The organism is Pseudarthrobacter sp. LT1 (assembly GCF_035621795.1).
In the GTDB taxonomy this organism is placed as follows: Bacteria; Actinomycetota; Actinomycetes; order Actinomycetales; family Micrococcaceae; genus Arthrobacter.
The window spans coordinates 1,393,258-1,418,409 of record NZ_CP141830.1 but is presented as its reverse complement, the minus strand read 5'-3'; the positions used below and the strand labels follow the sequence as shown (position 1 = coordinate 1,418,409).

The following is a 25,152-nucleotide window of genomic DNA, read 5'->3' as shown; positions in this document are numbered from 1 at the left end:
ACCATGGCCTTCCTGCATACGCTCCCGAAGCACCTGTTCACCAGGCGCGGATGGGGCATGCTGGCGGCCGGCGCCTTCACGTTGGCGGCAGCCCAGGTCATGGGGCGCCGTGACCTTTTAACGCTGGCACTGCTGCTGCTGGTGCTCCCGCTCGTCTCCCTCGCCGGCGTCCGCCTGGTGAAACCCCGCTTCCGGGTCTACCGGGAATTCAACCCTTCCCCGGTGGAAACGTCGGCACCGGCCATTGTGAATCTTGCGGTGGCCAGGACCGGCCCCGGCAGCGGGCGGGTGGTCATGGAGGAGCGGCTGCCGGCACAGTTTGGCCAGGCACCTGCGTTCCGGTTCCCGTCCCGTTCCGCCACCGGCGGCACGAGCCGTTACGAATACCACCTCACCTCCAGGTATCGCGGGCAGTTCAGGATTGGGCCGGTAACGGCAGAGTTCACGGACCCCTTCGGCCTCTCGCTGCACCGGCGGCCCATTGACGACGGCGACGTCCTCACCGTGACGCCGGCCGCCGTCGCACTGCCTGCCACCGGGCTGGGCGGAGCGCGGGGCAACGACGGCGTCACCGCCACCCGCGTGCGCGCGAACCCCAGCGACGACGATGTCATGACCCGCGAGTACCGCCACGGGGACCCCATGCGGAGGGTCCATTGGGCGGCCACGGCCAGGCACGGGGCCCTGATGGTCCGGCAGGAGGAATCGGTCACCACGCCGGAAGCGACCCTCATCCTTGACCACCGTTCCGGCGCGTTTGCCGGCGGCCTTGGCACATCCATGCCGGGGCTTCCCGGCCACGATGGGCATGCGCCCGCCACCAGCGACACCTTCGAGTGGTCCGTTGTTGCCGCCATGTCCGTCAGTGCCCACCTGGCTGAGCGCAATTACAGCCTTCGGCTGCTGGATTCCGGGGGCGACCCGGCATTCCTGCACTCGCCCTCCTCTCCGGAGCCTGCGGCGGAAGAGTACAGCGGCGCATCCGGCCTGCAGTCGATCGCCGAGAGCCTGGCTGCCATCCATCTCTCCGGCACGCTCCACCCGCGGCGGGACGGAGCGCACCCGGACCTGCCCGGCAGGAACACAGAGCGGCGGGCTGCTGCCGGGGCGCGGACGCATGCGGGCAGCGACCAGGGGCCGCCGGCATTTGATGACCGCTTGATGGACAAGCTGTCCGCGCACCGCATGCGGGGGCCACTGATCGCAGTGTTGGGCCGGATTACCAAGGAGGAAGCAGCAGCCCTGGCACCGGCTGCAGCGTACGGGACCGATGCGTTCGCACTCCTTGCGGTGGAACGGCCCGCGGAGTTCCAGGATGTCCTCGACGTGCTGCGGCAGGGCGGCTGGCGGGCCGTAGCCGCGGCGCCGAAGACCCGGCTTGCTGCTGCCTGGGGCCAGTTCGCCCAGGACCCCGCCCTGCCCGTGGCGCCCGCATCGGAGGTCCGCCGGGGAGCGGGGGTGGCGAAATGACGATCGCACCGGCCCGGACGACCGGCTACGGACACCAGGCCCGGGACAATCGGCGGATTCCTGCGGGGCGCATGGGTGCGGGTGCCTACCCCTGGGCCATGGCGGCGGCAATCTCTTTGGCGGTCTGCGGGGCGGCCCTGTCCCTGAACGGTGTCCTTCGCGGTTGGAACTGGTACTGGCCCGCCATGACCACCGTGCTGGCGGTGGCCTTCACGCTTGCCGTGCTCCGTTCCATCCGCGCCCAGCCGCTGCTGGTCACCGCCGGAGGGTTCGTGGTGCTGGGCGGCGTCCTGACCATGACTTTCTTCCGCAGCTCCAGCTTCCTTTGGGTGGTCCCCACCGGTGCCACACTGCCTGAGCTGGACCGGCTGATCCAGCGCGCCAGCGAAACGGTGCTCGCAGAGACAGCGCCTGTGGCGCCCAACGCCGGAATTGTCATGGTGGTCTGTGCCGTGCTCGGCCTGGCGGTCATTCTGGTCGATGCCCTGGCGGTGCCCCTGGGGATGCCGGCAGCTTCCGGCACCGGCCTGCTGGCCCTGCTGGTGGTCCCGGCCATGATCAAACCCCAAAGCGTGGGCGTCGGGAGTTTCCTTGCCACCGCGGCGGGATACCTGCTGATCCTTGCCTTCAGCCAGTGGTTTGCCCCGGACGGCAGGCTGCAGGGCGGATCGGCACGCAGTCCCGGACTGATGCGCCGCGCCGCGCTGACCGGGGCCGTGGCCCTGGCCGCCACCCTGGTGCTGCCACTGGCCATTCCAGGCTTCGACCGCGGCACCTTCCCCCAGGGGTCCAGGCTGAATCCGTGGGGCGCCTCCACCGGCCTCAACCCGATGATCACCCTGGGCAACAGCCTGCGCACCCCTGACGGAAGCGGCAGGATCACGTACGCCACCAATTCACCCACGCCCCTCTACCTGCGCTCGGTGACCGTGGACAATTTCGACGGCGATTCCTGGGGCCCCGACGACCGCAACGCATCCCGGGTCCCTCTTGACGGCCGGATCGACCCCGGCTATCAAGTCCTCACCGACGAACAGGTGCGCCTGGTAACCGCCGTCGACGCCGGTTCCTTCACCAGCCCCTACCTGCCGGTCCCCTATGCCCCTGAAACCGTCCGGGGCCTGGGCGGCCAGTGGACCTGGGACCCGGCCACGCTGAGCATCAAGGGCACGGACACCACCACCCGGCGGCAGGAATACCTGGTGATTTCTGCCGTGCCCAAGCTCTCCGCAGCCCTGCTGGCCCACTCCTCGGCTCCGGCACGCGGCATCCCCGACGTCTTCACCAGGATTCCGGGCAATGTGCCGGACATCGTCAAAACCACTGCACAGACTGTGGCCGGAGCCGCCGGGACGCCGTACCAGAAAGCCATGGCCATCCAGAAGTACCTGCGCTCGTCCGAGTTCACCTACTCGCTGCAGTCACCGGTGCAGGGCGGCTACGACGGCAACGGGCTCTCCGTCCTGGCAGACTTCCTGCAGCAGAAGAGCGGCTACTGCATCCATTACGCCTCAGCGATGGCAGTGATGGCCAGGCTGGAAGGCATTCCGAGCAGGATCGCTGTGGGTTACGCCCCCAGCAGGCTGACTGGGGCCACCATAACGGTGGCCGGCCAGGGGCCCCTCCCGGAGTACGAGGCCGATGCCCGCGACGCCCACGCCTGGCCGGAACTGTATTTCCAGGGCCTGGGCTGGGTGCCCTTCGAACCGACCCCTTCGCGGGGGGTGGTCCCTGACTACGCCACAGAGACCTCAGCACCATCAGTGGCGGAATCGCTGGGCAACAACGACGGACTCATTCCCGACACCGTCCCGGTACCCGCACCTTCCCCCAGCGCAACGGCACAGGCCCTCCCGGGCGCAGGCGGAAGCAACTCCGGCGATGGCGTGCCCCTGATGCCCTGGCTCCTTGGAACGGCCGGAGCGGTGGGCCTGGTACTGCTGGCCGCCGCCCCGCACCTGGTCCGCGCCGCCGCCCGGTCCCGGCGGCTACACACGAAGCGCCCGGACCTGGCCGTCCCGCTGGCGTGGAGCGAGCTCCGGGACCTCGGCACGGACTACGGGCTGCCCGCCGGAAACAGCGAGACACCGCGGGCCTACGCGGCCCGGTTCCGCAGCACACTGCTGGGCGAGCCCGGCGGTATGGACCAGGACGCCCACGAAGCGGTGGCCTCCCTCACCTCAGCCTTTGAGCACCACAGGTATGGACGTCCGGGCGCCGGTAGTTCCGCCGACTCAGCAGTCCAGGACCTTGCAGCCGGGATTTCCGCCGTGGAGGCGTCACTCCGCGCCAATGCCCCGCTGCCAAGGCGTTGGGCTGCTTCGTGGCTCCCGCCGTCGGTCACCCTGCGGCTGGGCCGCCTGCTCAGGATGCCGTTCAGCGCAGCCGGCCGTGCCATCCGCCGGGTGCCGCACGCCCGGACACGCTTCAAATCAGCGCCGGACGACGGCGGCAGCAAGGCAGGCGGGGGCTGAACACACAGGTGCCGGCCGGGAAAGTCCCGGCCGGCACGTGTGGTTTTGCGGACTGCCGGGCCTAGCCGGCGTAGGGGTCGGCGATGCCGATGTACTGCGTGTAGAGGTACTCCTCGATGCCTTCCAGGCCGCCTTCGCGGCCCAGGCCCGACTGCTTCACGCCACCGAAAGGTGCTGCAGCGTTGGAGATGACCCCGGCGTTCAGGCCGAGCATGCCGGTTTCCAGCCGCTCGCCCATCCGGATACCGCGGTTGATGTCCTTGGTGAAGACGTACGCCACCAGCCCGTATTCCGTGTTGTTGGCCAGCCGGACGGCCTCGTCCTCGCTGCTGAAGGTGATAATCGGGGCCACCGGGCCGAAGATTTCCTCGGACAGGATCCGGGTCCCCTCGGAAACGCCGGAGAGGATGGTGGGCTGGTAGAAGTAGCCCGGGCCCTCCACGGGAGCGCCGCCCAGGACTGCCTTGGCACCGGAGGCGAGGGCGTCGGAGACCAGCTCGTGCACCTTGTCCCGGCTCTTGCCGTCGATCAGCGGGCCCACCTTGGATTCGGGTTCGGTGCCCCGGGCGGTAGTCATTTCCTTCATCTTCGCGGCGAACTTCTCGGCGAATTCGGCCGCCACCGACTCATGGACGATGAACCGGTTGGCAGCGGTGCAGGCCTCGCCCATGTTGCGGAGCTTTGCGGCCATGGCGCCGGTGACGGCAGCATCCAGGTCGGCGTCCTCGAAGACCAGGAACGGGGCATTGCCGCCCAGCTCCATGGAGGTGCGCAGAACGTTTTCGGAGGCATCGGCCAACAGGCGGCGGCCAACCTCGGTGGAGCCGGTGAAGGACAGCTTGCGGAGGCGGGAATCCTTGATCAGCGGTCCCGTGGTGGCCCCAGCCGTGGAGGTGGGGATGACGTTGAGGACACCGGCGGGCAGGCCGGCCTCCTGCATGACGGCGGCGAACAGCTGGGACGTCAGCGGCGTGAGGTTTGCGGACTTCAGCACCATGGTGCAGCCGGCAGCGACGGCGGGCGCGATCTTGCGGGTGGCCATGGCCAGCGGGAAGTTCCACGGGGTGATCAGCAGGCAGGGGCCTACGGGCTTCTTGGCCACCAGGAGGCGGGATTTGCCGTCCGGCGACACCGAGTAGCGCCCAAAGGCACGTACTGCTTCCTCCGAGAACCAGCGCAGGAACTCGGCCCCGTACGTCACTTCGCCGCGGGCTTCGGCCAGTGGCTTGCCCATTTCCAGGGTCATCAGGAGGGCGAAGTCTTCGGCCCGTTCCGTCACCAGGTCGAAGGCCCGGCGGAGGATTTCCCCGCGTTCGCGGGGCGGTACCTTCGCCCAGGACTCCTGGGCCGCCGCGGCAGCGTCCAGGGCCGCCGCACCATCTTCGGGACCGGCGTCGGCAATGCTCAGCAGCACCTTCCCGGTGGCGGGATCCTCGACGTCGAACGTCTTGCCGGACGCGGCGTCGCGCCACTCACCGTTGATGAGCAGCCCAGTGGGAACGGAGGCCAAAAGCCGGGTTTCGCGCTCGGCGGTAACGGCCGGCTGTGCAGTGACAGTCACGATGACTCCCTCGTCGGTAGGGTTGTGGCAGCCCGTCGCCGCGGCCGGAGTGACCGGGATCATGGGGCTGATTAACAGCCAGACTACTGCGGGCCAACCCCATGGTCTACGCCGTTGCGCACTGCGGAATCGCCGCCGTGCTGTGCAGCTGCACAGAGCAGCAGCACTGGCCCGGGAGTGGACCGGCCGGGGCCTTAACGGGCCTTAGCGGGCGGCGAGGACCGCTGAATAGAGCTCCCGCTTGCTGACCCGGACATCTTCGGCGACGGCGGCTACGGCCTCCTTCAGCCGGATGCCCTGGGCCACCAGTTCGTTGACGGCCGCAACGTGGTCCTCGGGCGTCCCGGCCGTCTGTTCGGGCGCGCCGCCAAGCACTACGGCAATCTCGCCGCGAACCTCGTTGTCCTCAGCCCACTGGAGGAGTTCGCCCACGGTGCCGCGGATGACTTCCTCATACGTCTTGGTCAGTTCGCGGCACACTGCGATGGGCCGGTCCGGGCCGAACCTCTCCCGCAGGGCCCGCAGCATGGCTTCAAGCCGGTGCGGTGCCTCGAAGAACACCATGGTGCGCCGCTCCCCCGCAAGGTCCGCGAGGCGCGAGGCCCTCTCACCGGCCTTGCGGGGCAGGAATCCTTCAAAGCAGAACCGGTCGGTGGGCAGGCCGGACAGTGCCAGTGCCGTGAGGACCGCGGACGGCCCGGGGACAGCGGTAACCGGAAGTCCCGCGGCGATGGCCCCCTCCACCAGCCGGAAACCGGGGTCTGACACCGCAGGCATCCCGGCGTCTGTGACCATCAGAAGCGTGCTGCCTGCACGGACCTGGTCCAGGAGCTCAGCCGTCCGGGTGGCCTCATTGTGCTCGTGGTAGCTGATAACGCGGCCCGCAACGGCAACACCCAGGCTTTGGACCAGGCGGTGGAGCCGACGGGTGTCTTCTGCCGCCACGATGTCCGCGGTGCCCAGCAGTTCCACCAGCCGGGCGGAGGCATCGCCGGTGTTCCCGATGGGAGTGGCGGCAAGGACGATCCGTCCCGCCGTCGAAGGGGCGGGCTCGGGAAGGGGGCTGGGGTTTGGGTCCACCCACCAAGCCTACTGCGGCAGGGTCTTCCAGCCGCAAAAGGTAGCATGGGGCTCGTGACGCAGACCTCGACGCGGCCCGCCGGGGCCGGGAAACCCAGCCCGGCGGCATCCCCTGCCGGCACCGGCGCCACTGCAGGGGAAGACGGCGGGAAAGCAGGCCGCCCCTGGATCAGCCGGCCGAATGAAGCGTTCACGGCCGAGGCGCTGAAGACCAGGCTGATCGGTACCGGACCATCCTGGCGCGACTACCCGCCGTCGCTCCGGCTCTGGTACATCCTGGTCCCGGTGCTCACGGCCGTGGCCGGCGGCCTCCTCCGGTTCATCCGCCTCGAAGTGCCGCACAAGCTGGTGTTCGACGAGACGTACTACGTCAAGGACGCCTACTCCTACCTCATCAGCGGCTACGAACGCAGCTGGCCGGACAAAGCCAATGATTCCTTCAACGCCGGGAACCCCGATGTCCTGCTGAACACTCCCGAATATGTGGTCCATCCGCCGGTGGGCAAATGGATGATTGCGTCCGGCATGTGGCTGTTCGGGCCGGAGAACCCCTTTGGCTGGCGCTTCGCGGCAGCACTCACAGGCACCCTCACCGTGCTGCTGGTCTCCCTGATCGCCCTGAAACTGTTCCGCTCGCTTCCCCTGGCGGGCGCCGCGGGGCTGCTCCTCGCCGTCGACGGCCACCACCTGGTGATGTCCCGGACGTCGCTGCTGGACATCTTCCTCACGTTCTGGATCCTCGCCGCCTTCGGTGCCCTGCTGATGGACCGCGACGATGGGCGCCGCCGCCTGGCGGCCCGGCTGGCACGCGCCGCTGCCGCGAACGGCGGACAGCCACCGGCCGGCGCCCTGCTGACGGGCCCATGGCTGGGGGTGCGCTGGTGGCGGGTTGCCGCCGGGGTCTGCATGGGCCTGGCGGTGGGAACCAAGTGGTCGGGCCTGTTCTTCCTGGCCGGCTTTGGCCTCCTCACCGTGCTCTGGGACCTCAACGCCCGGCGGGTGGCGGGCATGCGGGGCTGGATCAGCGGCGGAGCCATCCGGGACGGCATCCCGGCGTTCCTCGGCATGGTCCCTGTGGCAGGGATCGTCTACTCGGCGACCTGGACAGGCTGGTTCCTGTCGGACAACGCCTACTTCCGCCATTGGGCGGAAAGCAACCCTTCGGCAGAATGGGGATGGCTCCCGGACTCCGTGAGGTCCCTTGTCCACTACCACCTGGAAGCGTACAACTTCCATCAGGGCCTGAGTTCGGAGCACCCCTACCAGGCCAGCGCCTGGAGCTGGCTGGTCATGGGGCGGCCCACGTCGTTCTTCTATGAATCCCCGCCCCAGGGCACCCCGGGCTGTGACGTGGACAAGTGCACCTCCGCCATCCTGTCGGTCGGGAACCCGCTGATCTGGTGGCCGGCGGCCATCGCGCTGGTGGTCCTGCTGTTCTGGTGGGCGGGACGCCGGGACTGGCGCGCCGGGGCCGTGCTGGCCGGCGTCGCTGCGGGCTACCTGCCGTGGTTCATGTATCCGGAGCGGACCATGTTCTACTTCTACGCGGTCTCCTTTGAACCGTTCCTTGTCCTGGCCCTGGTGTACTGCCTGGGGCTGGTGCTGGGAAGGTCCTCGGATCCGCCGTGGCGCCGTCGCTCCGGCCTGTACTTGGTGGTCCTGTTCCTTGCTGCGGTATTACTGCTCTCGGCATTCTTCTACCCGATCTGGACCGCCGAAGTGATCCCGTACGTCGACTGGAAAGTCCGGATGTGGATGCCATCCTGGATCTAGGGCAGGATGGCAACAGAGACCTGATGGAGCCGCTGCCGCGGCGTGGCAGCGGAAACGGAGACCTGCTGTGAGAGAAGCGAGTACCGAACTGCTGGTTGAGCTTGACGCCGGCAGCAACGTGACGGACCTGCTGCTGGAGCAGCACGCCGCCAACCCGGCCCACGCCCTGTACCGGCGGAAGGGCCCCAACGGCTGGGTGGATGTCACCGCGCAGAAGTTCCTGCAGGACGTCAGCGCCCTGGCCAAAGGCCTCATCGCCGGCGGCCTGGAGCCCGGCGACACCGTGGCCGTCATGTCCCGCACCTCCTATGAGTGGACGCTGGTGGACTTTGCCATCTGGTTCGCCGGCGGCGTCACGGTACCCATCTACGAGACGTCCTCCGCAAGCCAGGTGCAGTGGATCATCCAGGACGCAGGAGTCCGTCGCGTCTTCGCCGGCGACCGCGCCACGGTCCAGCTCGTCAGCGGCGTGGTGGCAGGTTCCGCCGAGCTCAGCGACCGCCTGGTCAACGTGGTGCGGATGGATTACGACGGCGAGGCCCCGGACCTTGCCAGCCTCGCCGCTGCAGGCACCGGAGTCAGCGATGCCGAGCTGGAGCGGCAGCGAAGCCGCGCGGGGCTGTCCGACCTCGCATCGCTGGTGTACACCTCGGGCACCACGGGAAAGCCCAAGGGGTGCGAGATCACGCACGGGAACTTCGCCCTGGTGGCCCGGAACATCGTTGCGTTCTTGCCCGAAATCCTGCAAAAGGACCAGGCCCGCACCTTGATGTTCCTGCCGCTGGCCCACGTGCTGGCCCGGGCCGTCCAGGTGGTCTGCCTGGCCGCAGGGGCAACCCTGGGACACACCCCCGGTGCGGCGCAGCTGCTGGAAGACCTCGGCACGTTCCGGCCCACTTTCCTGCTGGTGGTGCCCCGTATCTTCGAAAAGGTCCGGGCAACGGCAGCGCACAAGGCCGCCGTGGCAGGCAAGGGGAGGCTGTTCGATGCCGCGGCAGCAGCCGCGATCGCGTACTCCCGGGAACTTGACCGGCAGAGCCGCGGCGAGGGTCCGGGTCCTGGGCTGCTGGTCCGGGCCCGGCATGCAGTGTACGACCGGCTGGTCTATCCGCGGCTGCGCCAGGCGCTGGGCGGAGAGGTGGGATACACCGTTTCCGGCGCCAGTGCGCTGGCGTCCGAGGATGCACACTTTTTCCGTGGCGTGGGCATTCCCGTCCTGGAGGGTTACGGGCTGACCGAGACCACGGCGCCCTGCACCGCCAACACGCCGTCCCGCACCAAGGTGGGAACCGTGGGGATCCCCATTCCAGGCACCACCATTCGCGTGGCTGAAGACGGCGAAATCCTGGTCAAGGGAATCGGCGTCTTCAGGGGCTACCACGGCAACCCGGCGGCGAACGCCGAGGCGTTCGTGGACGGCTTCTTCCGCACCGGTGACCTTGGTGTCCTGGACAAGGACGGCTTCCTCACCGTCACCGGCCGGAAGAAGGACCTGCTGGTCACTGCAGGCGGCAAGAACGTGGCGCCGGGGCCGTTGGAGGAAAAGATCCGCGCCCACCAGCTGGTGGGCCACGCGGTGGTGGTGGGCGACGGCAAGCCCTTCGTCTCGGCCCTGCTGACGCTGGACCCGGAAGGCGTTGCTGACTGGCGGTCCGAGCGTGGCCTGCCTCCGCTCCCCCTCAGTGAAGCTGCCGGTGACCCCCAGGTCCTGGCCGCCCTTCAGGAGGCAGTGGACCTTGCCAACCAGATGGTGTCCAAAGCCGAGTCGGTGCGGACGTTCAGGCTCCTGGACGCCGAATTCAGCGTAGAGTCCGGGCACCTGACGCCGTCACTGAAGCTGAAGCGGGCCGCCGTCGTCAAGGAGTTCCAGGCGGAGATCGCCAAAATCTACGGCTGATCCACCTTTTCCTGTTCCGCGTCCCCGCGCTTTTCCTGCGGTGCAACACCTCGGCGGCGTCGGGTGGGCCACGTGAGCACCAGCGTCACGATGGATGCCAGGAGCACCAGGGCGCCGATGCCGATGCCGGCGTCGATCCAGAACTGGCTGGGGAACAGCCTGATCAGGGTGTCGTCCAGGCTGAACGTCCAGGACCCGTCAGCGAAGAAGATCCGGTGGAACTCGGTGAAGAACTGCTGCCAGCCCAGCGCCGCCAGTGCGCCCAGGCCCAGGATGAGGACCAGCGTGATGATGGAGCCGGCGAAGAGGCCGCGCCGGACTCCGCCGGTGCTGCGCCTGCGCAGGTACAGGATTGCGATCAGTGCCAGGAGAAGCAGCAGCGCACCGGCGCCGAAGGTGGACATGATGACCGTCTTGACGTCGGCCATGTGGCTGACTTCGCCGTCCTTGAAGAGTTTTTCGCCGCCGCGCTGCACCAGATCGCCCAGGTACCTCGGGCCGGCCCAATTGAGGAGGTAGTCCACCGCGTAGGAGCCGTAGGTCATCCTGTCGTCGGTGCTGAAGCCATAGCCGTCGCCCGGGAAACCGGGACGGTTGTACTCCACCCAGAGGAAGAGCGGGGTGGTCACTGCGCGGACGGCAAGGATCAGGAGGATGAACGGGTAGATGATGGCCAGCAGGACCTGCATGACGCGGGGCGCCACAGGCTTGGCATTCGCGGCGCTTTCGCGCTGGGCGTTGCGGCGCTCCACTTCCTCCTCAGGGGGACGGACGTGCAGGGCGGAGGTGGGAAGGGGCTCGTTGAAAACCGGCGAAGCACTGCTGCCGGCATGCCCATCCGTGGACGTGGCGGCGGTCGACAGGCCGGCGCCGGCCCGGCCGGCAGCGGACGGGCCGGCAGCGGGATTTCCCGTGGCGGAGGATTCGACGGCGGCTTCCGCAGCCTTTCGGTGTGCACGGCTTTCGGGTTGGGCGGCCTTACCCTCCGCCACGGACTCCTGCCGGTCAGGCCTGTCGCCGAGGGGTTCTCCCCTGCCGGACTTGTCGCCGCCGGGTTCTCCCCCGCCGGACTTGTCGCCGCCGGTCTTGCCGCCACCAGTGGGCGTCAGCCAGGAGAACGCGGGCTCATCGGAGTCCCCGGACGTATCCAGCAAAGGTTCCGGCTGCGGCGCAGCGCTTTTGGCGCGGACCGGTGTTTCGTCATTCACAGCAGCGTCACTTCCGTTGGGTTCCGCACCGGCCCCATGCCGCCGGTGCGATCGATTCTGCTTTCGAGCCTACCGTCCGGGACTTCCGCTGGGCGAGGAACCACCCCGGCAGGATTACAACGATTCAGGCAGCGATTTCCGTGTAGCCCGCGTCTTCCCGGCGGAGGTCGCCGCGTTCCCCGGCGAGGAATGCGCGCCTGCCCCACACCAGGACGTAGATCCAGTACGCGGCGAGGACTGCCGCACCGATGCCGATCCTGGCCCAGGCAGGCAGCGGACTGGGCGTGACAAAGCCTTCCACCAACCCCGAGACGAACAGTACGAAGACCAGCCCCACGGCCACCGTAACCAGCGACCGGCCTTCTTCCGCGACCGCCCGTCCCCTGGTCCGCGGCCCGGGCGAGACCATGGCCCAGAAGATCCGCAGTCCCGCGGCCGAGGCAACAAAGACGGCGGTCAGCTCCATCAGTCCGTGCGGCAGGATGTAGCTGAAGAAAACGTCCGATTTGCCGGCGGACGCGAAGATTCCGGCGGCAATGCCCACTCCCTGGGCATTGCCGAACAGGATCATCGGCACCCAGACCCCGGTGATCCCCAGGGCCACGGCCTGGGCACTGATCCACGCGTTATTGGTCCATACGGCTCCGGCGAAGGACGCTGCAGGGTTCTCCGAGTAGTAGTTGATAAAGTCCTGCTCCACGTACTGGGCGGCGGCGGTCTCAGAGGCTACGGCCCTGAGTGCCTCCGGTGACGTCCCGATCCATGCCGCGTACGCCGCGGCGATGAGGACGAAGGCTGCTCCACACGCCAACGTCAGCCAGGTCAGTCGGTACAGCGCAGCCGGCAGTGCCACCACGAAGAACCTCGCAAGGTCCGCCATGGCGTTGGACCGTGCACCGGTAAAACGCGTCCTGGCCTGGGCAAGCGTGGCGGAGAGGGATGCCGACAGCCCGCTTTCCGGGGCCACGGAACGGACCAGCGACAGGTGGCCGGACGTCGACTGGTACAGCGCCAGCAACTCGTCAGACTCGGCGCCGGTGAGCCTGCCTTTTCCCGCGAGCTCCTGCAGCCGCGCCCATTTGTCCGCGTTAACGGCGGCGAAGGCATCCATGTCCACGGCTACAGCCTAGCGCCCGGCATTAGACTTTGACCGTCCGCACCATCGGACGGTCCATACCAGCAGCTGCGAAGGGCGGGGACGCAGTGTGAGCCAGATAATCACCGGCGAGGCAGTAGTACTCGAGCTGCGGCCCGCGAGCTTCGCTGCCCGGGCCCTGGGCCTGGTCATCGACGTCGTCGTCCATGTGGTCCTGCTCGTGTTAATCATGATTGGCCTGTCCGCCGCCGGCGCTGACCTGGACGATGCAGCCGCGCGCGCCCTTGGCCTGGCCGCCGTCGTTTTCTGCCTGGTGATGGTGCCGGTGGGGGTGGAAACACTGAGCCGGGGCCGGTCGCTCGGCAAACTGGCCACCGGCCTGCGGGTGGTGCGTGAGGACGGGGGCGCCATCCGCTTCCGTCACGCCGTGATCCGCGGGCTGACCGGATTCCTTGAGATTTACCTGACGTTTGGCGGGCTTGCCCTCGCCGTGGCACTCTTCAACGACAAATCCCGGCGGCTCGGCGACCTGCTCGCCGGCACGTACGCTGTGCGCAGCCGGGTTCCCGCGGAAGCGGCCGTCCGGGTTTTCGTGCCGCCGTACCTGCAGTCCTGGGCTGCCGCGGCGGACATTGGACGTATCCCCGACGCCACGGCGCGCAGGGCCGCCCAGTTCATCCGCCAGGCCGGGCGGATGGCTCCGCTTTCCAGGGCAGGGAGGGCCCAGGCGATCGCCGAGGAACTGTCGGCCCATGTGGCACCCGCCCCGCCAACCGGGACCGGTCCCGATGACTACCTGGCCGCCGTCGTCGCTGAACGCCGGAACAGGGAGTACACCAGGTTGACGCAGTCACGCCGGCGGAACACGGAGACAGGCCAGCGGCTGCAGCGCCTGCCCTTCGCCGATTGACTCAGTTGTCGTACTCGCTCCACGGAATGTTCCAGTCGCCAAACCCGTCGGTGTTCGCAGCATAATCACCCTCGGTATTGATGATCTGGACGACGTCACCGGTTCCCATGTTGTCGAACACCCAGGCTGCCCCGTCCGGGAGGAACCCGATGCAGCCGTGGGACACATTGGTGTTCCCGATGTATGGATAGGCGGACTCGAGTGCCTGGTGGATGTAGGCGCCGCTCAGGGTAAGGCGGATGGTGTATTCGACGTCGGCCTCACCGTAAAAGGCGGGGTCACCCGGTTTCAGGCCGATGCTGGCAGCCCTGAAGTGGTCGAACCGGTTCTTTTCCATCAGCACCGCGTATCCCTTGGCGGAAGGGAAGCGCTTGTCCCCCATGCTGACGGGCAGCGTCTTGACGGGCTGGTCGTTGACGCTCAGCGTGAACGTGTGGGCTGTGGCGTCCGCGACGGCCACCTTCTTGTCCCCAATGTTGACGTTCACCTTCTTGTTGAAGTTCGCGATCTGGCCGTTCCCAAGGTCGACGCCGAAAAGCTGCATGTCCATGGTGATGGTGGAGTTCGCCGCCCAGAAGTTCTCGGGCCGGTACCGGACCATGGTGTCGCTGTACCAGTGGAAGGCTCCGGCCTGTCCTGCCGTGGTGGTGACCTTGATGGCCTTTTCCACGGCGGCACGGTTGGTCACGGGCTCGCTGAAGATGATCTGCAGGGGCTGGCCGACGCCAACCTTCATGCCGTTCAGCGGATAGATGGCGGCGTCCGCCTCATGCGAGCTGGAGACGGTGTTGAAGGACTGGGTGGTGCTGGTTTCGCGTCCTGCAGTGTCCTTGACCACGTACGTGTAGCTGTACTCGGTGTTGAACTCCAAGGGAGCGGTGGCGGACCACGACGTCCCACTGGGGTCAATGCTGCCGTCAATGGTCTTCCCGGCAGTGCTGGCGAGGGTGACACGCTGGATGATCCCGTTGCCTACCTTCAGGGACACCGGGGCGGCGGGATTGACCTGCTTGGCACCGTTGGCCGGGGCGGCGTCAAGCTTGACCGGCGGCACAACGGGCGATGCGATGCCCGGCGATGTCCGCAGTGCGGAGCCTGCCTCGGATTCAAGGGGTCCGCCCGCAAGGCCTGGAGCGACAGCGGCGAAAACCCCGCCCACGGCAGCCAGGACACAGACGGCCGCCACGGCAAGGACTTTCTTGGTGGTCCCCTTGCGACGGGGCTTTACATCAGGCTCCATGTTTTCGATCCTACGTGCAGAAAATAACGGCCCGGGCGCTTGAACGCGCCCGGGCCCTTACGTCTCAGTAACGATAGTGGTCAGGCTTGTAGGGGCCGGCCACATCGATGTCCAGGTACTCCGCCTGGTCCTTGCTCAGTTCGGTGAGCTCAACGCCCAGGGCGTCCAGGTGCAGCCGCGCCACCTTTTCATCCAGGACCTTGGGCAGGACGTAGACCTTGTTCTCATACTCGTGCTGGTCCCGTTTGGTCCACAGCTCGATCTGGGCGATGGTCTGGTTGGCGAAGGAGTTGCTCATGACGAATGACGGGTGGCCCGTGGCGTTGCCGAGGTTCAGCAGGCGGCCTTCGGACAGGACGATGATGGACCGTTCGGTGGCGGTGCCTTCATCGAAGACCCATTCGTGGACCTGCGGCTTGATTTCGACCTTTTTGACGCCCGGGATGCGGGCCAGCCCGGCGATGTCGATTTCGTTGTCGAAGTGGCCGATGTTGCCCACGATCGCTTTGTTCTTCATACCGGCCATGTGCTCGGCCAGGATGACGTCCTTGTTGCCCGTGGTGGTGATGAAGATGTCGCCCTGCGCCAGGACGGATTCCAGCTTGGCCACCTGGTAGCCGTCCATGGCTGCCTGCAGCGCGCAGATAGGGTCAATCTCCGTGACGATCACGCGCGAACCCTGGCCGCGGAGGGCCTCGGCGGCACCCTTGCCCACGTCGCCATAGCCACACACGACGGCGACCTTGCCGCCCATGAGCACATCCGTGGCCCGGTTGATGCCGTCGGGCAGGGAGTGGCGGATGCCGTACTTGTTGTCGAACTTGCTCTTGGTCACGGAATCGTTGACGTTGATGGCAGGGAAGAGCAGCTTGCCCTGGTCAGCCAGCTGGTACAGGCGGTGGACGCCGGTGGTGGTTTCCTCGCTGACGCCCCTGATAGTGGCAGCGGTCCGGGTCCACTTCTGCGCGTCTGCGGCCAGGGAACGGCGCAGCACGTCGAGGAAGATGCCGTATTCCTCCGAATCCTCGGGATCCGCGGACGGAACGTTGCCAACGGCCTCGAACTCCACACCCTTGTGCACCAGCATGGTGGCGTCGCCGCCGTCGTCCAGGATCATGTTGGGACCGAGCTCGGGGTTGGTTTCGGCGCCGGGCCAGGTGAGGATCTGTTCGGCGGTCCACCAGTATTCCTCAAGGGTCTCGCCCTTCCAGGCGAACACCGGCACGCCCTGCGGATCCTCGACGGTGCCCTTGCCCACCACCACTGCTGCGGCGGCTTCGTCCTGGGTGGAGAAGATGTTGCAGGAGGCCCAGCGGACCTCGGCGCCCAGTGCCGTAAGGGTCTCGATCAGCACGGCGGTCTGCACCGTCATGTGCAGGGAACCGGCAATGCGGGCACCCTTGAGGGGCTGGGTGGGGCCGAACTCCTCGCGGAGGGACATCAGGCCGGGCATTTCGTGCTCGGCCAGGCGGATCTGGTGCCGGCCGGCTTCCGCCAGCGAGATGTCGGCAACTTTGTAGTCAAAAGTCATGGGTGGTCCTTTGCTTGGTCCGGGTCCTGGTCCAGTCCCCGTGCTGCTGTTTCTGTGCGTGCGGAGGCAGGCGAACTAGTGCCCTGCCGCAGCGGGATCGTGCTGGTCGGAACCTGCCGAGGCTGCTGCAGCCAGCAGCTCGGGAGGCAGCAGCAAAGGGATCCCGTCCTCGATGGCGTACCGGTTCCTGATGCCCGTATCCCCGGCGGCGGTGGCCACCAGCTCCTCCCCCTCCTGGACCAGGGGCGAGCCGGTCACGGGGCAACGCAGGACGGACAACAGCTCGGGACTGATCTTTGGCATTTGTTCATGCTCCCTGGCGGGCGCGCTCGCGCCGGTAGCGGAAAAGATGTGCAGCTTCCAGCCTACCGCCAGATGGGGCTCAGGAAGGTTCCCGGAGGACCCGCAGGTGCCCCCGACGTGCGCCTTCGGTGCCGGCCGGAGCTTCCAGGGCGGAATGGTGTGCCCGCTGGGCAGGCGCCTGCGGCTCCGGAGGGAGGGCGGCGGCGTCGCGAACAGCGTTGGCAAGCGCCAGCAGGTCATCGGGTCCCGGCTGCTGCGGGGTGGACGGCATTGCCAGGCGCAGTACTTCCCAGCCGCGGGGCACCGTCAAAGAATCAGCGTGCTGCTCGCAGAGGTCGTAGCAGTGCGGTTCGGCGTAGGTGGCGAGCGGACCCAGGACGGCGGTGGAGTCCGCGTACACGTACGTCAGGGTGGCTACCGCCGACTGGCGGCAGGCAGACCTTGAACATTGACGGATAGCTCCCACGACATCACAGACTACCCCTTCGGCACCCAAAACCCGTGCATTGCAGGCAAGGCCCGACGCGCCCCCGGAGCAGAGGGGATGTATCGCGTAAATGCTCCCCCGGGTTTACAGTCGATGTATGCAGTCATCGAACCATGAATCAGGTTTTTCGGTCCGGTTGGCTGACCCGGATGCCCCCGCGGCATCGGGTGTGGAAACCGCCGGCAGGAGCTTCTCCAGGCGGCGCCGGAACCGGCACGGCCGCGGCCTCCGCGGCGAGGTGATGCTGCCCACCCATCCCGGATACCGCACGCGCGCCGACCGCTTCGACGACATGGTGCTGGACTCAGCCCAGCGGTTGCACGACATCTGGGGCAAGACCCTGGACGGCGTACGGTTTGGCGTGGATGAGATCCCGCCGGACCTCGAGCAGCTGGCCGCGAATGCGTCCACGCCACCCATGGGCTCCTACACACCCGCCGCGGGTGAAGACGGACCCATGATTACGGTGTACCGGCGCGTGGTGGAACAGGCGTGCTCCAGCGTCGAAGAGCTCCAGGACCTGGTCCACGACGTGGTGGTCGAACACACGGCGGAGATGCTTGGCGTGGCACCGGAGACCCTGGATCCCGTGTATCGCCGCCGCTACTGAACCGGCGCCGCCCCCCCTTAGTAGCGGGGGCCGCCTTAGTAGCCCAGCGTGACCGGCACCGTTTCCTGGCCCGCAGCAGCAGCCAGGAAGGCCAGGGAGGAAACATCGTTGCGGCCGTCCTGCCCCACGAGCACCGCTCCATAGGCGGCGTCACCGGAGGCGGAGACCACATAGCCCACCACGTCCGCGCCCTCGGCCTGGGCAGGAATGCTGATGGAGGCCGTGGTGCCGCCCGCTATGTCTGCGGAGGCCGCGGCACGCACCTTTCCGTCAGCCGTGATGGGGGCATAGGTAATGGTGGCCCTGGTATCCAGGACCCCGAACACCAGTTGGCGCTGGCCGCCCTTGGGGACTGGAACCACGTGCTGGCTGCCGAGCCGCACGGCCGATGCCGCCCACGCCACATCCGAGGCTTGTCCCGTCTGGAACCCGCGGCTCATCCGTGCCGCGGCGAGGAAGGAGACGTCGGATGAGGCGGCTACCGTGTACTGCCCGGCGGGTACCCCGGCCAGCGACACCTCGGTGGTTGAACCGGCTTTTGCGGTGATGACGCCGCCGGAGGGAAGCGCGTGCTGGCCGTCCCGTCCGTACAGCTTGATTTCCACCACAGCATCGGAGGCGCCGGGAACGGTCAGTTCGAGGGCCGGCCCGGCGTCACGGTACCCTGGCTGTGCCGTCAGGGCAGCGAGTCCGGCTGGGTCCTGGATGTCCACTCCTGTCATCACCTGACGGACCGCAGGGGCAGTCCCGGGGCTGATGTAGTCCACCCCGCCCGGGGTAAGGCCGCGAAGGAAGCTTTGCTGGATCGAGGCTGCAACCGGTCCACCGGCGCTGCGGACGTGCACGCTGAGCTGGGACTCGTTGGGTGCGAGGCCGGCGAGGACTACGCTGCGTGTGGTGCCGGGGGCCACCAGCAGCCCCCGGCTGCCGGGCGCCTGGATTTGGCCGCCCGAGCCAAACAGTTCAAGGCTCACCGTGGCTGGTGTGCTGGAGGCGTTGGTCAGCGCGAGGATGGAGGTGCGGCCAACCGTGGTGCTGGCACCCGCCAGCCATTGGTCGTTCGAGGGTTGCACGCAGGTGGCCGCAGCACTGCCCTGCAGGTCGCCGTCGGTGGCCGTGTATTTCATGGCGCCCGCGGCGGACGCATTTTGGTTTGCCACGGCGTTGGCGCTCAGGACGTTCACCTGGTCCACGGTGCGGTCCGCCACCACTCCGGCACGGAGCTCCTGGGGGGCCCCGGGCGTGGGCGCCGGACCCGGGTCCTTGGCGATGTCGACGGCGGCCGTCCCATCCAGGTGCGCCAGCCGGCTCCCCGGCAGCACACCTCCGGCGCTGAGCACTGCCGCACTGACCCGGGTTGCCGCAGTGGCCGACTCGGGCCGGAACTGGGCATCGGTGCCGGCCTCGGTGCCCTCCAGCAGCCGCGCAGGACCCGGGCACACGCCGAGGCTCGCCCCCGCGGGAACAGCGGCTTCGGCAGCCAGGACCGTCCGGCTGGAGGCAGGCTCGGGCATCAACGATCCGGCGGCCACTACAGCTCCGCCGCCGGCAAGAATCAGGACGCCTGCCGCCACTCCAGCGACGGAAGCGGCACGGCCCTTCCCGCCAGGCATCCGAGTGGAGCCGCTGCCGGACGTCTTCCGGCCGCGGCCGGCTCCGGTTTCCGCTACGGCAGGCTCTCCGGCGGAAGCGGGTTTCCCCGCCGGTGCCGGCTGTTGGGCGGGCAGCGGCGCCTCGGCAGCGTCCGGCGCTCCGGCGCCGGCCCCCGCCTTGGCAGCCGGTGGGGTGTGCTCATGCATGTTGGTGTTCCTTACGCAGGGAGCCCTCGTCCCGTGAGAGGCCGGTCCGCGGCCGCCGGGCGGGCATGGGGATTGCGAGGATGACGGTGAGCCCAATCACCACGATTTGGCCGGCAGCAGCCCAGAACGACCACGGGTTCTCGTAGCGGACCGTCAGCTGGCCGGCGGTTGCGGGGAGGGTGAAGGCCTGTGCCCAGCCGGAGGTGGTGGAGGTCAGCTTCCGCCCGTCGAGCCAGGCACTCCACCCGGGATCCGCCCGCTCGGCAAGTACTGCCAGGCGGCCTTCCGGTCCCCCAGGGACAGCTGCGTCGACGTCGTCGGTGCCGGAAGCGACCAACGCTGTGGCCGAACCGCCGGCGTCAACAATACGGACACGGTGCGCCACGTCGGCGGCCTGGAGGCTCCGCTGGTTCAGCGGGCTGATCCGCCACAGCCAGCCGACGTAGGTCTGCCCCACGGCCACCAGGCCGGGGACTGCGTCCATCCGGCTTGCGGTCAGCTGGGCGGCGGTATCCGCGGAGCGGAGCACCACGAAGCCAACGCCGAGCTGTTCGAGGTCGGAACGGGGATCCACGCCCTGCCCCGCAACCATGGTGGCTACAACGCGTCGGACGGCTGCGGTGACGTCGTCGTCGTCGCGCACTTCTTCAGCACCGGGGGCACCGATGATGTTTCGGGCGGAGGCGATGGCGGAGAGGCTGTCCAGCGTTGTGCCGGACCCGCGCATCAACGACGCGCTGAAGGTGCCGTCGTCTCCGGTGCTGAGCAGGAGGGTGCGCGTCTGTTCCGGACCGGTTCCGCGGTCTACGGCGGTGGCGGGAAGGGAGCGTCCGGTCGCGGCCTGCACCAGCCGCGCAGCACCCAGCGCTCCCCCGTTCCCGGACGCCGCAGCGGATGAAGCGGGTGGGACAGCCTGGGGTGCGGGTGCGGCAGCGGTGGCCGGACGCAGCAGGTTCTGCGCGGACCAGGCGGCCATGCCTGCCAGTGGCCCGGCCAGCAGTACCACCAGGCCGAGCGCCAGGACGGTGCGGGCCGCCGTCCCGGTCTTCGCGCCGTCACCGGAAGCCCGGTCGGCTGCGGACAGCAGTTGTTCGGCACCGAGGAGGGCGGCTGCAAGGAGGGCAAAGGACGCGGCGGACACTGCGGGTCCGGGGAATGGCGTCACCATGACATCCGCGCTGAGGCCGGTTGCAACGTGGCCTGCCAGCCAACCACCGGCCAGAGCAATGATGGAACCGGTCCAGAACCATCTGGCAGTCCGGGCGCGGCGTCCGGCGCTGAAGAGTCCCACAATGGCAAGGATCAACACCGGTCCTGCGATGAGCACGGCCAGCAGCAGGGCCCAGGGCGCTGTCCCGCCCGTGAAGGCCGCCAATCCCTGGAGGCCGCCGGCGGGGTCGAATGACAAGGGCTGGCCCAGGATTTGCTGCCACAGCGGAGCGGCGTCGAATCCCAGTGGGAGTCCCGGGTCGGCCAGGAGTGCACGCGGCCTGTCGAGTGTGGAAAGTGCAAAGGGGACAAACAGGGCTGCGCTGGGCAGCAGCGCCCACCACACTGTCCGTCCGCGCCATCCCAGCAGGAGGCCGCACAGCACGACGACCACGGTGGCGGGGATGAGCAGGGAGGGCGCCGACGCGGTGGTGACCGCCAGCGCCAGGCCGGCAGCTGCGGCCGCTGTCCACGACGGGACTCCGTTGATGCCCGCCTTGGCCGGGAGTTGCTCACCAGCCGGGTAGATGGACGCCGCGGTGGTGCTGAACCGTCCGTGTCCAACGGCCGAGCCCGTTGCGCGCAGCAGGCCCAGGACGACCAGCGGCAGCATGATGTGCGCGATCAACGCCCCTGCCCGCCCCTGGTTCAGCGCGGCCTGGAGCGCCGGTGCGGCAGCCCAGAAGATTGCGGCCGCGAAACGGAGCCGGCGGCGTTCGGTCACCCCGCCGGCGGCGAACCACGCGGTGAGTCCGGACAGCGGGGCACCGAGCAGAAGCAGCCAGGCCATGGCGGCGTTGGCATCGCCTCCGCCGGAGAGGCCGATGACCCACAGGACATAGTCGAAGGGATCGCCTCGGCCGGGAAGGCCCGCACCCAGGCTGATCCACCAGCTGGAGGCGTTGTGCCAGATGTCCCCCAGCCCCGCGGACACGGGGATCAGGGCGCCGCCGGTTACAGCCTGGGCCCGGAACAGTCCTGCCAGCGCCAGCAGCGAGGCCACCGATGCGATGATGACGGCTGCCAGGGCGCCGTTGCCCACCCAGCCGCGTTTGCTGGTGGCGAGGGCGGCAAAGTCGTCCGCGGCGTCGCCGGTGGGCTGGTGCGCGAGCGGATCCTGCACGAGGTGGTCGGCGCCTGACCCGTCGGATCCCAGCGCCTCCATCAAGGACCGGCGGTGGCTCCACACCTCACGGCGCGGGGTCTGGAGCTTGCGGATGACGGAGCGGCGGATGCGGCGCGTACGTTTGGCTGCCCGGCGGGCCTTGGCCACGGCCCTGGGCCGCCCCAGGGCGGCGGACGTGGCAAGAAGTTGGGAGATGCCGTGGCCGGGGTCTTTGACCACGATGCTCAGGACCAGCTTGAAGAGGCTGCCAAGCAATGCGCCGAGGCCATGGATGGGAACCATCCACAGCGGGCTGTGCTTCAGGCGCAGGTGGACCTGCGCCTTGCGGGCTGCGGATGGGTTGCCCAGGGCGTGCGGCCGGTGCGCCACATGAAACATCCTGGCCGCGGGCACCACCACCACGCGGTGTCCCGCCAGGCGGTTCCGCCAGCAGAAGTCGACGTCGTCGCCGCTGCCGGGGAGGGCGGGATCGAAACCGCCCAGGTGTTCCCAGACGTCGCGGCGCACCAGCATGCCGGCGGAATTCACGGCGAAGGTATCGGTGCGTCCGTCGTATTGGCCCTGGTCCATCTCATCGGCGTCGATGAGCGTAAGCCGCTCGGCCCACCTGCTGGTGGAAAGGCCCACGTCCATCAGCTTCCGCGGCGAATGCCAGTCCAGTTGCTTGCAGCCGGCAACAGTCACCGAGGGTGCGCGCTCCACAGCGCCCAAAAGTTCCGCGAGGGCTTCCGGCGCGGGCGCGGCGTCGTCGTGCAGCAGCCAGATCCACTCTGTCCGGCCACCGTCGGCGTTTCCGTCGAAGGGCACCAGCGCTGAAAGCGCGGCGGAGACGGCGGCACCCATGCCGCCTTTGCCCCGGGGTTGGCTGAGAACGGCGGCGTCGCCCAGGGCCTCCCTGAGGAGGCTGCAGGAATCGTCGCCGGAGCCGGTGTCGACGCCAACGGCACGGTCAGCCGGGCGGGTTTGGGCCGCCAGGGCTGAAAGGGTTCTGGGCAGATAGGCACTGCCGTTGTGGGCAACCACAACGGCAGTGACATGGACATCCTGAAGAATTAGATTGCTCGCTTCCTTAGCCGCCGGCGCTCACGCTCGGAAAGGCCTCCCCAGATACCGAACCGTTCGTCATTGGCCAACGCGTACTCAAGGCACTGGGACCTCACGTTGCAGGCGCCGCAAACCTTCTTGGCATCGCGGGTGGAGCCGCCCTTTTCGGGGAAGAAGGCCTCCGGATCCGTCTGTGCGCACAGAGCGTCCGTCTGCCAGCCCAGTTCACCTTCGTCGTCGAAGTCCTGCTGGAGCGGCAGCCCGATCCAGACCGGCTGGGCCGTCCCGGCGGCAGCAATTTCCATGGGCGGATCGAGGTCGTCTTCCGGCTCCGCGCCGCCGTCCAGGAGGGCTTCATGCGCTGCAAGGAACGCCGTAGCCTGGTCTTCGAGGACGCTGGTGGAATTCCTGTTGTACCGCTCCGCAGCATCAGGATCGGCGGGATCCACGTACCAATCGCTGGGCACCCCCCGCGCACGGTACTTTGCCGTTGCCTGACCGGCCACGACGGCATCTTCCTGGATACGCTCTGCTTGCCCCACGGCGACCCTCCTGATGTTTCAGCCACTGCCTGGATACGTGGACACTCGGTTGTGTGCCGGTATTTACGCAATTGCTTTAGTTACCTAATTACACGTGTGTAACTAGGGCTAGTCAAGCCGCTGCCGGGATAATAGACAGTCCCGGTTCAGAAGTTTGCGTACGCCACGCCCGGGATTTTCTCCGGCCCCGGGCGTGGCGGGGACGGCAGCGTGGCGTTAGGGGCCTGAAACCCCTCCAAAACGCAGGGCTGGCGGGGAAAATACCCGGTCTTCGCCGAAATAGCAAGCACACTTAGCAACGATAGTGATTAACATCACTTCCTGTTGCGTGCGAGGGAAACGCCGCTGCCGCCGGATGACCGGGGCAAACCGGAGTGGCAGGATGAAACCATGACGACAACCCCCGCAATCGACCTGATGGGCACCCTTCGCTCGGGCAACTCCACGGCCCCACGCCTCACGTGGTACGGCCCAGACTCGGAGCGGGTGGAATTGTCCGGACGGGTCCTGGACAACTGGGTGGCAAAGACCAGCAACCTGCTCCAGGACGAACTGGACGCGGAGCCGGGCATGCGGCTGCGGCTTGCCCTTCCGGCGCACTGGAAAGCCATGGTGTGGGCGCTGGCCGGCTGGCAGCTTGGCCTGGAAACAGTATTCGACGGCGGCCCGGCCGACTTCCTCGCCACGGACGATCCCACTGCGGCCACTGGGCAGCATGGCGCTGTCATCGCCGTGGCGCTCCCCGCCCTCGCCATGCGGTGGGCCGGCGGTCTTCCCGCGGGTTGGATCGACTACGCGGCCGAAGTGCGTTCCCACGGGGACGTGTTCATGCCGCACACCGATCCGGATCCGGCAGGCTGCGCCCTCCGGACCGCCGACGGGCATACCGTCCCCCACCGGGACTTGTTGACCGGTTTTGCCCTGCAGCATGAGGACGGCGCCAGGGTTCATATCCCCGCAGACCGGGGACTCGAATCAGCGTTGTCCAGTGCGCTGGGAGCCTGGCAGCGCGACGGTTCGGTGGTGCTGACCCATCCCGATGTGGCCCTCACCGACAAGCTGCGCGCGGACGAACGCATCCACGGCAGCTAGCAGCTGGTGAGCGCTAGGCCTGCGGGCCGCCGTCGGCGGAAGTAGGCGCCGGACGCTCCGCCGCGCGTGCGGGCTCGCGGTGCGGGTGGGCTTCGATGATTTCGTGGTCGTGGGAGAATTCCGGCTCCTGGTCCAGTTCCTGGTTGAAGACCAGGAACCGGTACGCGAAGAAGCGGACAACCGTGGCGACCAGGATGCCGGCCACGCCCGCAAGGAACAGCAGGTTCTTGTCGTCAATTCCCATCCAGTACTTGGCCAGCGCCGTAAACCCGGTGGAGATGCCGATGCCAATGCCGTTGATGATAACGAACATGATGAACTCGCGGAGCACGTTGGCCTGGCGGCGGTGCCGGAAGGTCCAGAAGCGGTTTGCCACCCACGAGAAGACCGTGGCAACGGTCGCGCCCACAAATCGTGCCTTCGCCTCGCTGTCCGACATGGGGCCGTGCATCAGGTAATAGGTCAGGCCGTTGTCAATGACGAACGCCACACCGCCCACCGCACCGAACTTGGCCACCTCGCGCCAGAAGAGTGAGGCGAGCCCCCGGATACGATCTGCAAGTGCACTAAACATGACCCTCCATGGCCGCGACGAACTGTGGGCCACTCGGCCAAAGGTCCATTTTAGCCCCCAAAGCTTTGAGCCGCCCGGCAGAAGCAGGTGACCTATGTCCCGCCCATGGAAAATACCGTTCCCCCG

General features: G+C 67.9%; 19 protein-coding genes. 7 read left to right on the top strand and 12 right to left on the bottom strand.

Annotated features, from left to right (window positions below):
- The first annotated feature begins 3 nt into the window (after positions 1 to 3).
- Positions 4 to 1,470 (top strand): DUF58 domain-containing protein, encoded by a 1,467-nt coding sequence (locus VIK36_RS06755; RefSeq protein WP_324644582.1) that lies wholly within the window; start codon positions 4 to 6, stop codon positions 1,468 to 1,470.
- Positions 1,467 to 3,944 (top strand): DUF3488 and transglutaminase-like domain-containing protein, encoded by a 2,478-nt coding sequence (locus tag VIK36_RS06750; protein WP_324644581.1) that lies wholly within the window; start codon positions 1,467 to 1,469, stop codon positions 3,942 to 3,944. Before VIK36_RS06755 ends, VIK36_RS06750 begins: the two co-directional genes overlap by 4 nt.
- 61 nt (positions 3,945 to 4,005) lie before the next feature.
- On the opposite strand, the gene VIK36_RS06745 is transcribed toward VIK36_RS06750, so the two are convergent.
- Together VIK36_RS06745 and rsmI are read right to left on the bottom strand one after the other, a co-directional pair.
- A complete protein-coding gene (locus VIK36_RS06745) occupies positions 4,006 to 5,505 on the bottom strand; it encodes an NAD-dependent succinate-semialdehyde dehydrogenase (RefSeq protein WP_224025469.1) in 1,500 nt (499 codons plus the stop codon).
- Positions 5,506 to 5,709: 204 nt separating this feature from the next.
- Complete coding sequence (gene rsmI / locus VIK36_RS06740; protein WP_324644580.1) at positions 5,710 to 6,585, bottom strand: 16S rRNA (cytidine(1402)-2'-O)-methyltransferase; 876 nt, start codon at positions 6,583 to 6,585, stop codon at positions 5,710 to 5,712.
- A gap of 45 nt (positions 6,586 to 6,630) precedes the next feature.
- On the opposite strand from rsmI, the gene VIK36_RS06735 reads away from it, so the two are divergent.
- Positions 6,631 to 8,358 (top strand): dolichyl-phosphate-mannose--protein mannosyltransferase, encoded by a 1,728-nt coding sequence (locus VIK36_RS06735; protein ID WP_324644579.1) that lies wholly within the window; start codon positions 6,631 to 6,633, stop codon positions 8,356 to 8,358.
- A gap of 67 nt (positions 8,359 to 8,425) precedes the next feature.
- Positions 8,426 to 10,255 carry an AMP-dependent synthetase/ligase gene (locus VIK36_RS06730; RefSeq protein WP_324644578.1) on the top strand — a complete coding sequence of 610 codons (1,830 nt, stop codon included), beginning with the start codon at positions 8,426 to 8,428 and terminating at the stop codon, positions 10,253 to 10,255.
- On the opposite strand, the gene VIK36_RS06725 is transcribed toward VIK36_RS06730, so the two are convergent.
- Together VIK36_RS06725 and VIK36_RS06720 are read right to left on the bottom strand one after the other, a co-directional pair.
- The gene (locus VIK36_RS06725; protein WP_324644577.1) at positions 10,246 to 11,463 is read right to left on the bottom strand and encodes a TIGR01906 family membrane protein; all 1,218 of its coding nucleotides are present in this window, start codon (positions 11,461 to 11,463) and stop codon (positions 10,246 to 10,248) included. The two genes, VIK36_RS06730 and VIK36_RS06725, sit on opposite strands and share 10 nt — an antisense overlap.
- A gap of 124 nt (positions 11,464 to 11,587) precedes the next feature.
- Positions 11,588 to 12,580 (bottom strand): stage II sporulation protein M, encoded by a 993-nt coding sequence (locus tag VIK36_RS06720; protein WP_324644576.1) that lies wholly within the window; start codon positions 12,578 to 12,580, stop codon positions 11,588 to 11,590.
- An 88-nt stretch (positions 12,581 to 12,668) separates the two neighbouring features.
- On the opposite strand from VIK36_RS06720, the gene VIK36_RS06715 reads away from it, so the two are divergent.
- Positions 12,669 to 13,469: an RDD family protein gene (locus VIK36_RS06715; protein WP_324644575.1), complete on the top strand. Its 801-nt coding sequence runs from the start codon at positions 12,669 to 12,671 to the stop codon at positions 13,467 to 13,469.
- A 1-nt stretch (position 13,470) separates the two neighbouring features.
- On the opposite strand, the gene VIK36_RS06710 is transcribed toward VIK36_RS06715, so the two are convergent.
- From VIK36_RS06710 to VIK36_RS06695, 4 genes are all read right to left on the bottom strand, one after another.
- On the bottom strand, positions 13,471 to 14,709 hold the full coding sequence (locus VIK36_RS06710) for a L,D-transpeptidase (protein WP_255174883.1): 1,239 nt from the start codon (positions 14,707 to 14,709) through the stop codon (positions 13,471 to 13,473).
- Between the two features lie 64 nt (positions 14,710 to 14,773).
- Entirely contained in the window at positions 14,774 to 16,240 is a 1,467-nt protein-coding gene (gene ahcY, locus VIK36_RS06705) for an adenosylhomocysteinase (RefSeq protein WP_324644574.1), read from the bottom strand.
- A gap of 75 nt (positions 16,241 to 16,315) precedes the next feature.
- Entirely contained in the window at positions 16,316 to 16,543 is a 228-nt protein-coding gene (locus VIK36_RS06700; protein ID WP_056332930.1) for a Trm112 family protein, read from the bottom strand.
- Between the two features lie 79 nt (positions 16,544 to 16,622).
- On the bottom strand, positions 16,623 to 17,009 hold the full coding sequence (locus tag VIK36_RS06695; protein WP_159632513.1) for a DUF3499 domain-containing protein: 387 nt from the start codon (positions 17,007 to 17,009) through the stop codon (positions 16,623 to 16,625).
- 118 nt (positions 17,010 to 17,127) lie between these two features.
- On the opposite strand from VIK36_RS06695, the gene VIK36_RS06690 reads away from it, so the two are divergent.
- On the top strand, positions 17,128 to 17,640 hold the full coding sequence (locus tag VIK36_RS06690) for a metallopeptidase family protein (protein ID WP_159632514.1): 513 nt from the start codon (positions 17,128 to 17,130) through the stop codon (positions 17,638 to 17,640).
- Positions 17,641 to 17,675: 35 nt separating this feature from the next.
- On the opposite strand, the gene VIK36_RS06685 is transcribed toward VIK36_RS06690, so the two are convergent.
- The 3 genes from VIK36_RS06685 to VIK36_RS06675 are packed head-to-tail and all read right to left on the bottom strand — an operon-like array spanning position 17,676 to position 23,360.
- Positions 17,676 to 19,439 (bottom strand): DUF5719 family protein, encoded by a 1,764-nt coding sequence (locus tag VIK36_RS06685; protein ID WP_324644573.1) that lies wholly within the window; start codon positions 19,437 to 19,439, stop codon positions 17,676 to 17,678.
- A complete protein-coding gene (locus VIK36_RS06680) occupies positions 19,432 to 22,797 on the bottom strand; it encodes a glycosyltransferase family 2 protein (protein WP_420716253.1) in 3,366 nt (1,121 codons plus the stop codon). Before VIK36_RS06680 ends, VIK36_RS06685 begins: the two co-directional genes overlap by 8 nt.
- Positions 22,798 to 22,826: 29 nt before the next feature.
- Positions 22,827 to 23,360 carry a WhiB family transcriptional regulator gene (locus VIK36_RS06675; protein WP_159632517.1) on the bottom strand — a complete coding sequence of 178 codons (534 nt, stop codon included), beginning with the start codon at positions 23,358 to 23,360 and terminating at the stop codon, positions 22,827 to 22,829.
- Between the two features lie 390 nt (positions 23,361 to 23,750).
- On the opposite strand from VIK36_RS06675, the gene VIK36_RS06670 reads away from it, so the two are divergent.
- A complete protein-coding gene (locus tag VIK36_RS06670; RefSeq protein WP_255174878.1) occupies positions 23,751 to 24,452 on the top strand; it encodes a TIGR03089 family protein in 702 nt (233 codons plus the stop codon).
- A gap of 13 nt (positions 24,453 to 24,465) precedes the next feature.
- Here the strand turns inward: VIK36_RS06670 and VIK36_RS06665 are convergent, their stop codons facing one another.
- On the bottom strand, positions 24,466 to 25,026 hold the full coding sequence (locus tag VIK36_RS06665) for a GtrA family protein (RefSeq protein ID WP_159632519.1): 561 nt from the start codon (positions 25,024 to 25,026) through the stop codon (positions 24,466 to 24,468).
- Between the last annotated feature and the right edge of the window lie 126 nt (positions 25,027 to 25,152).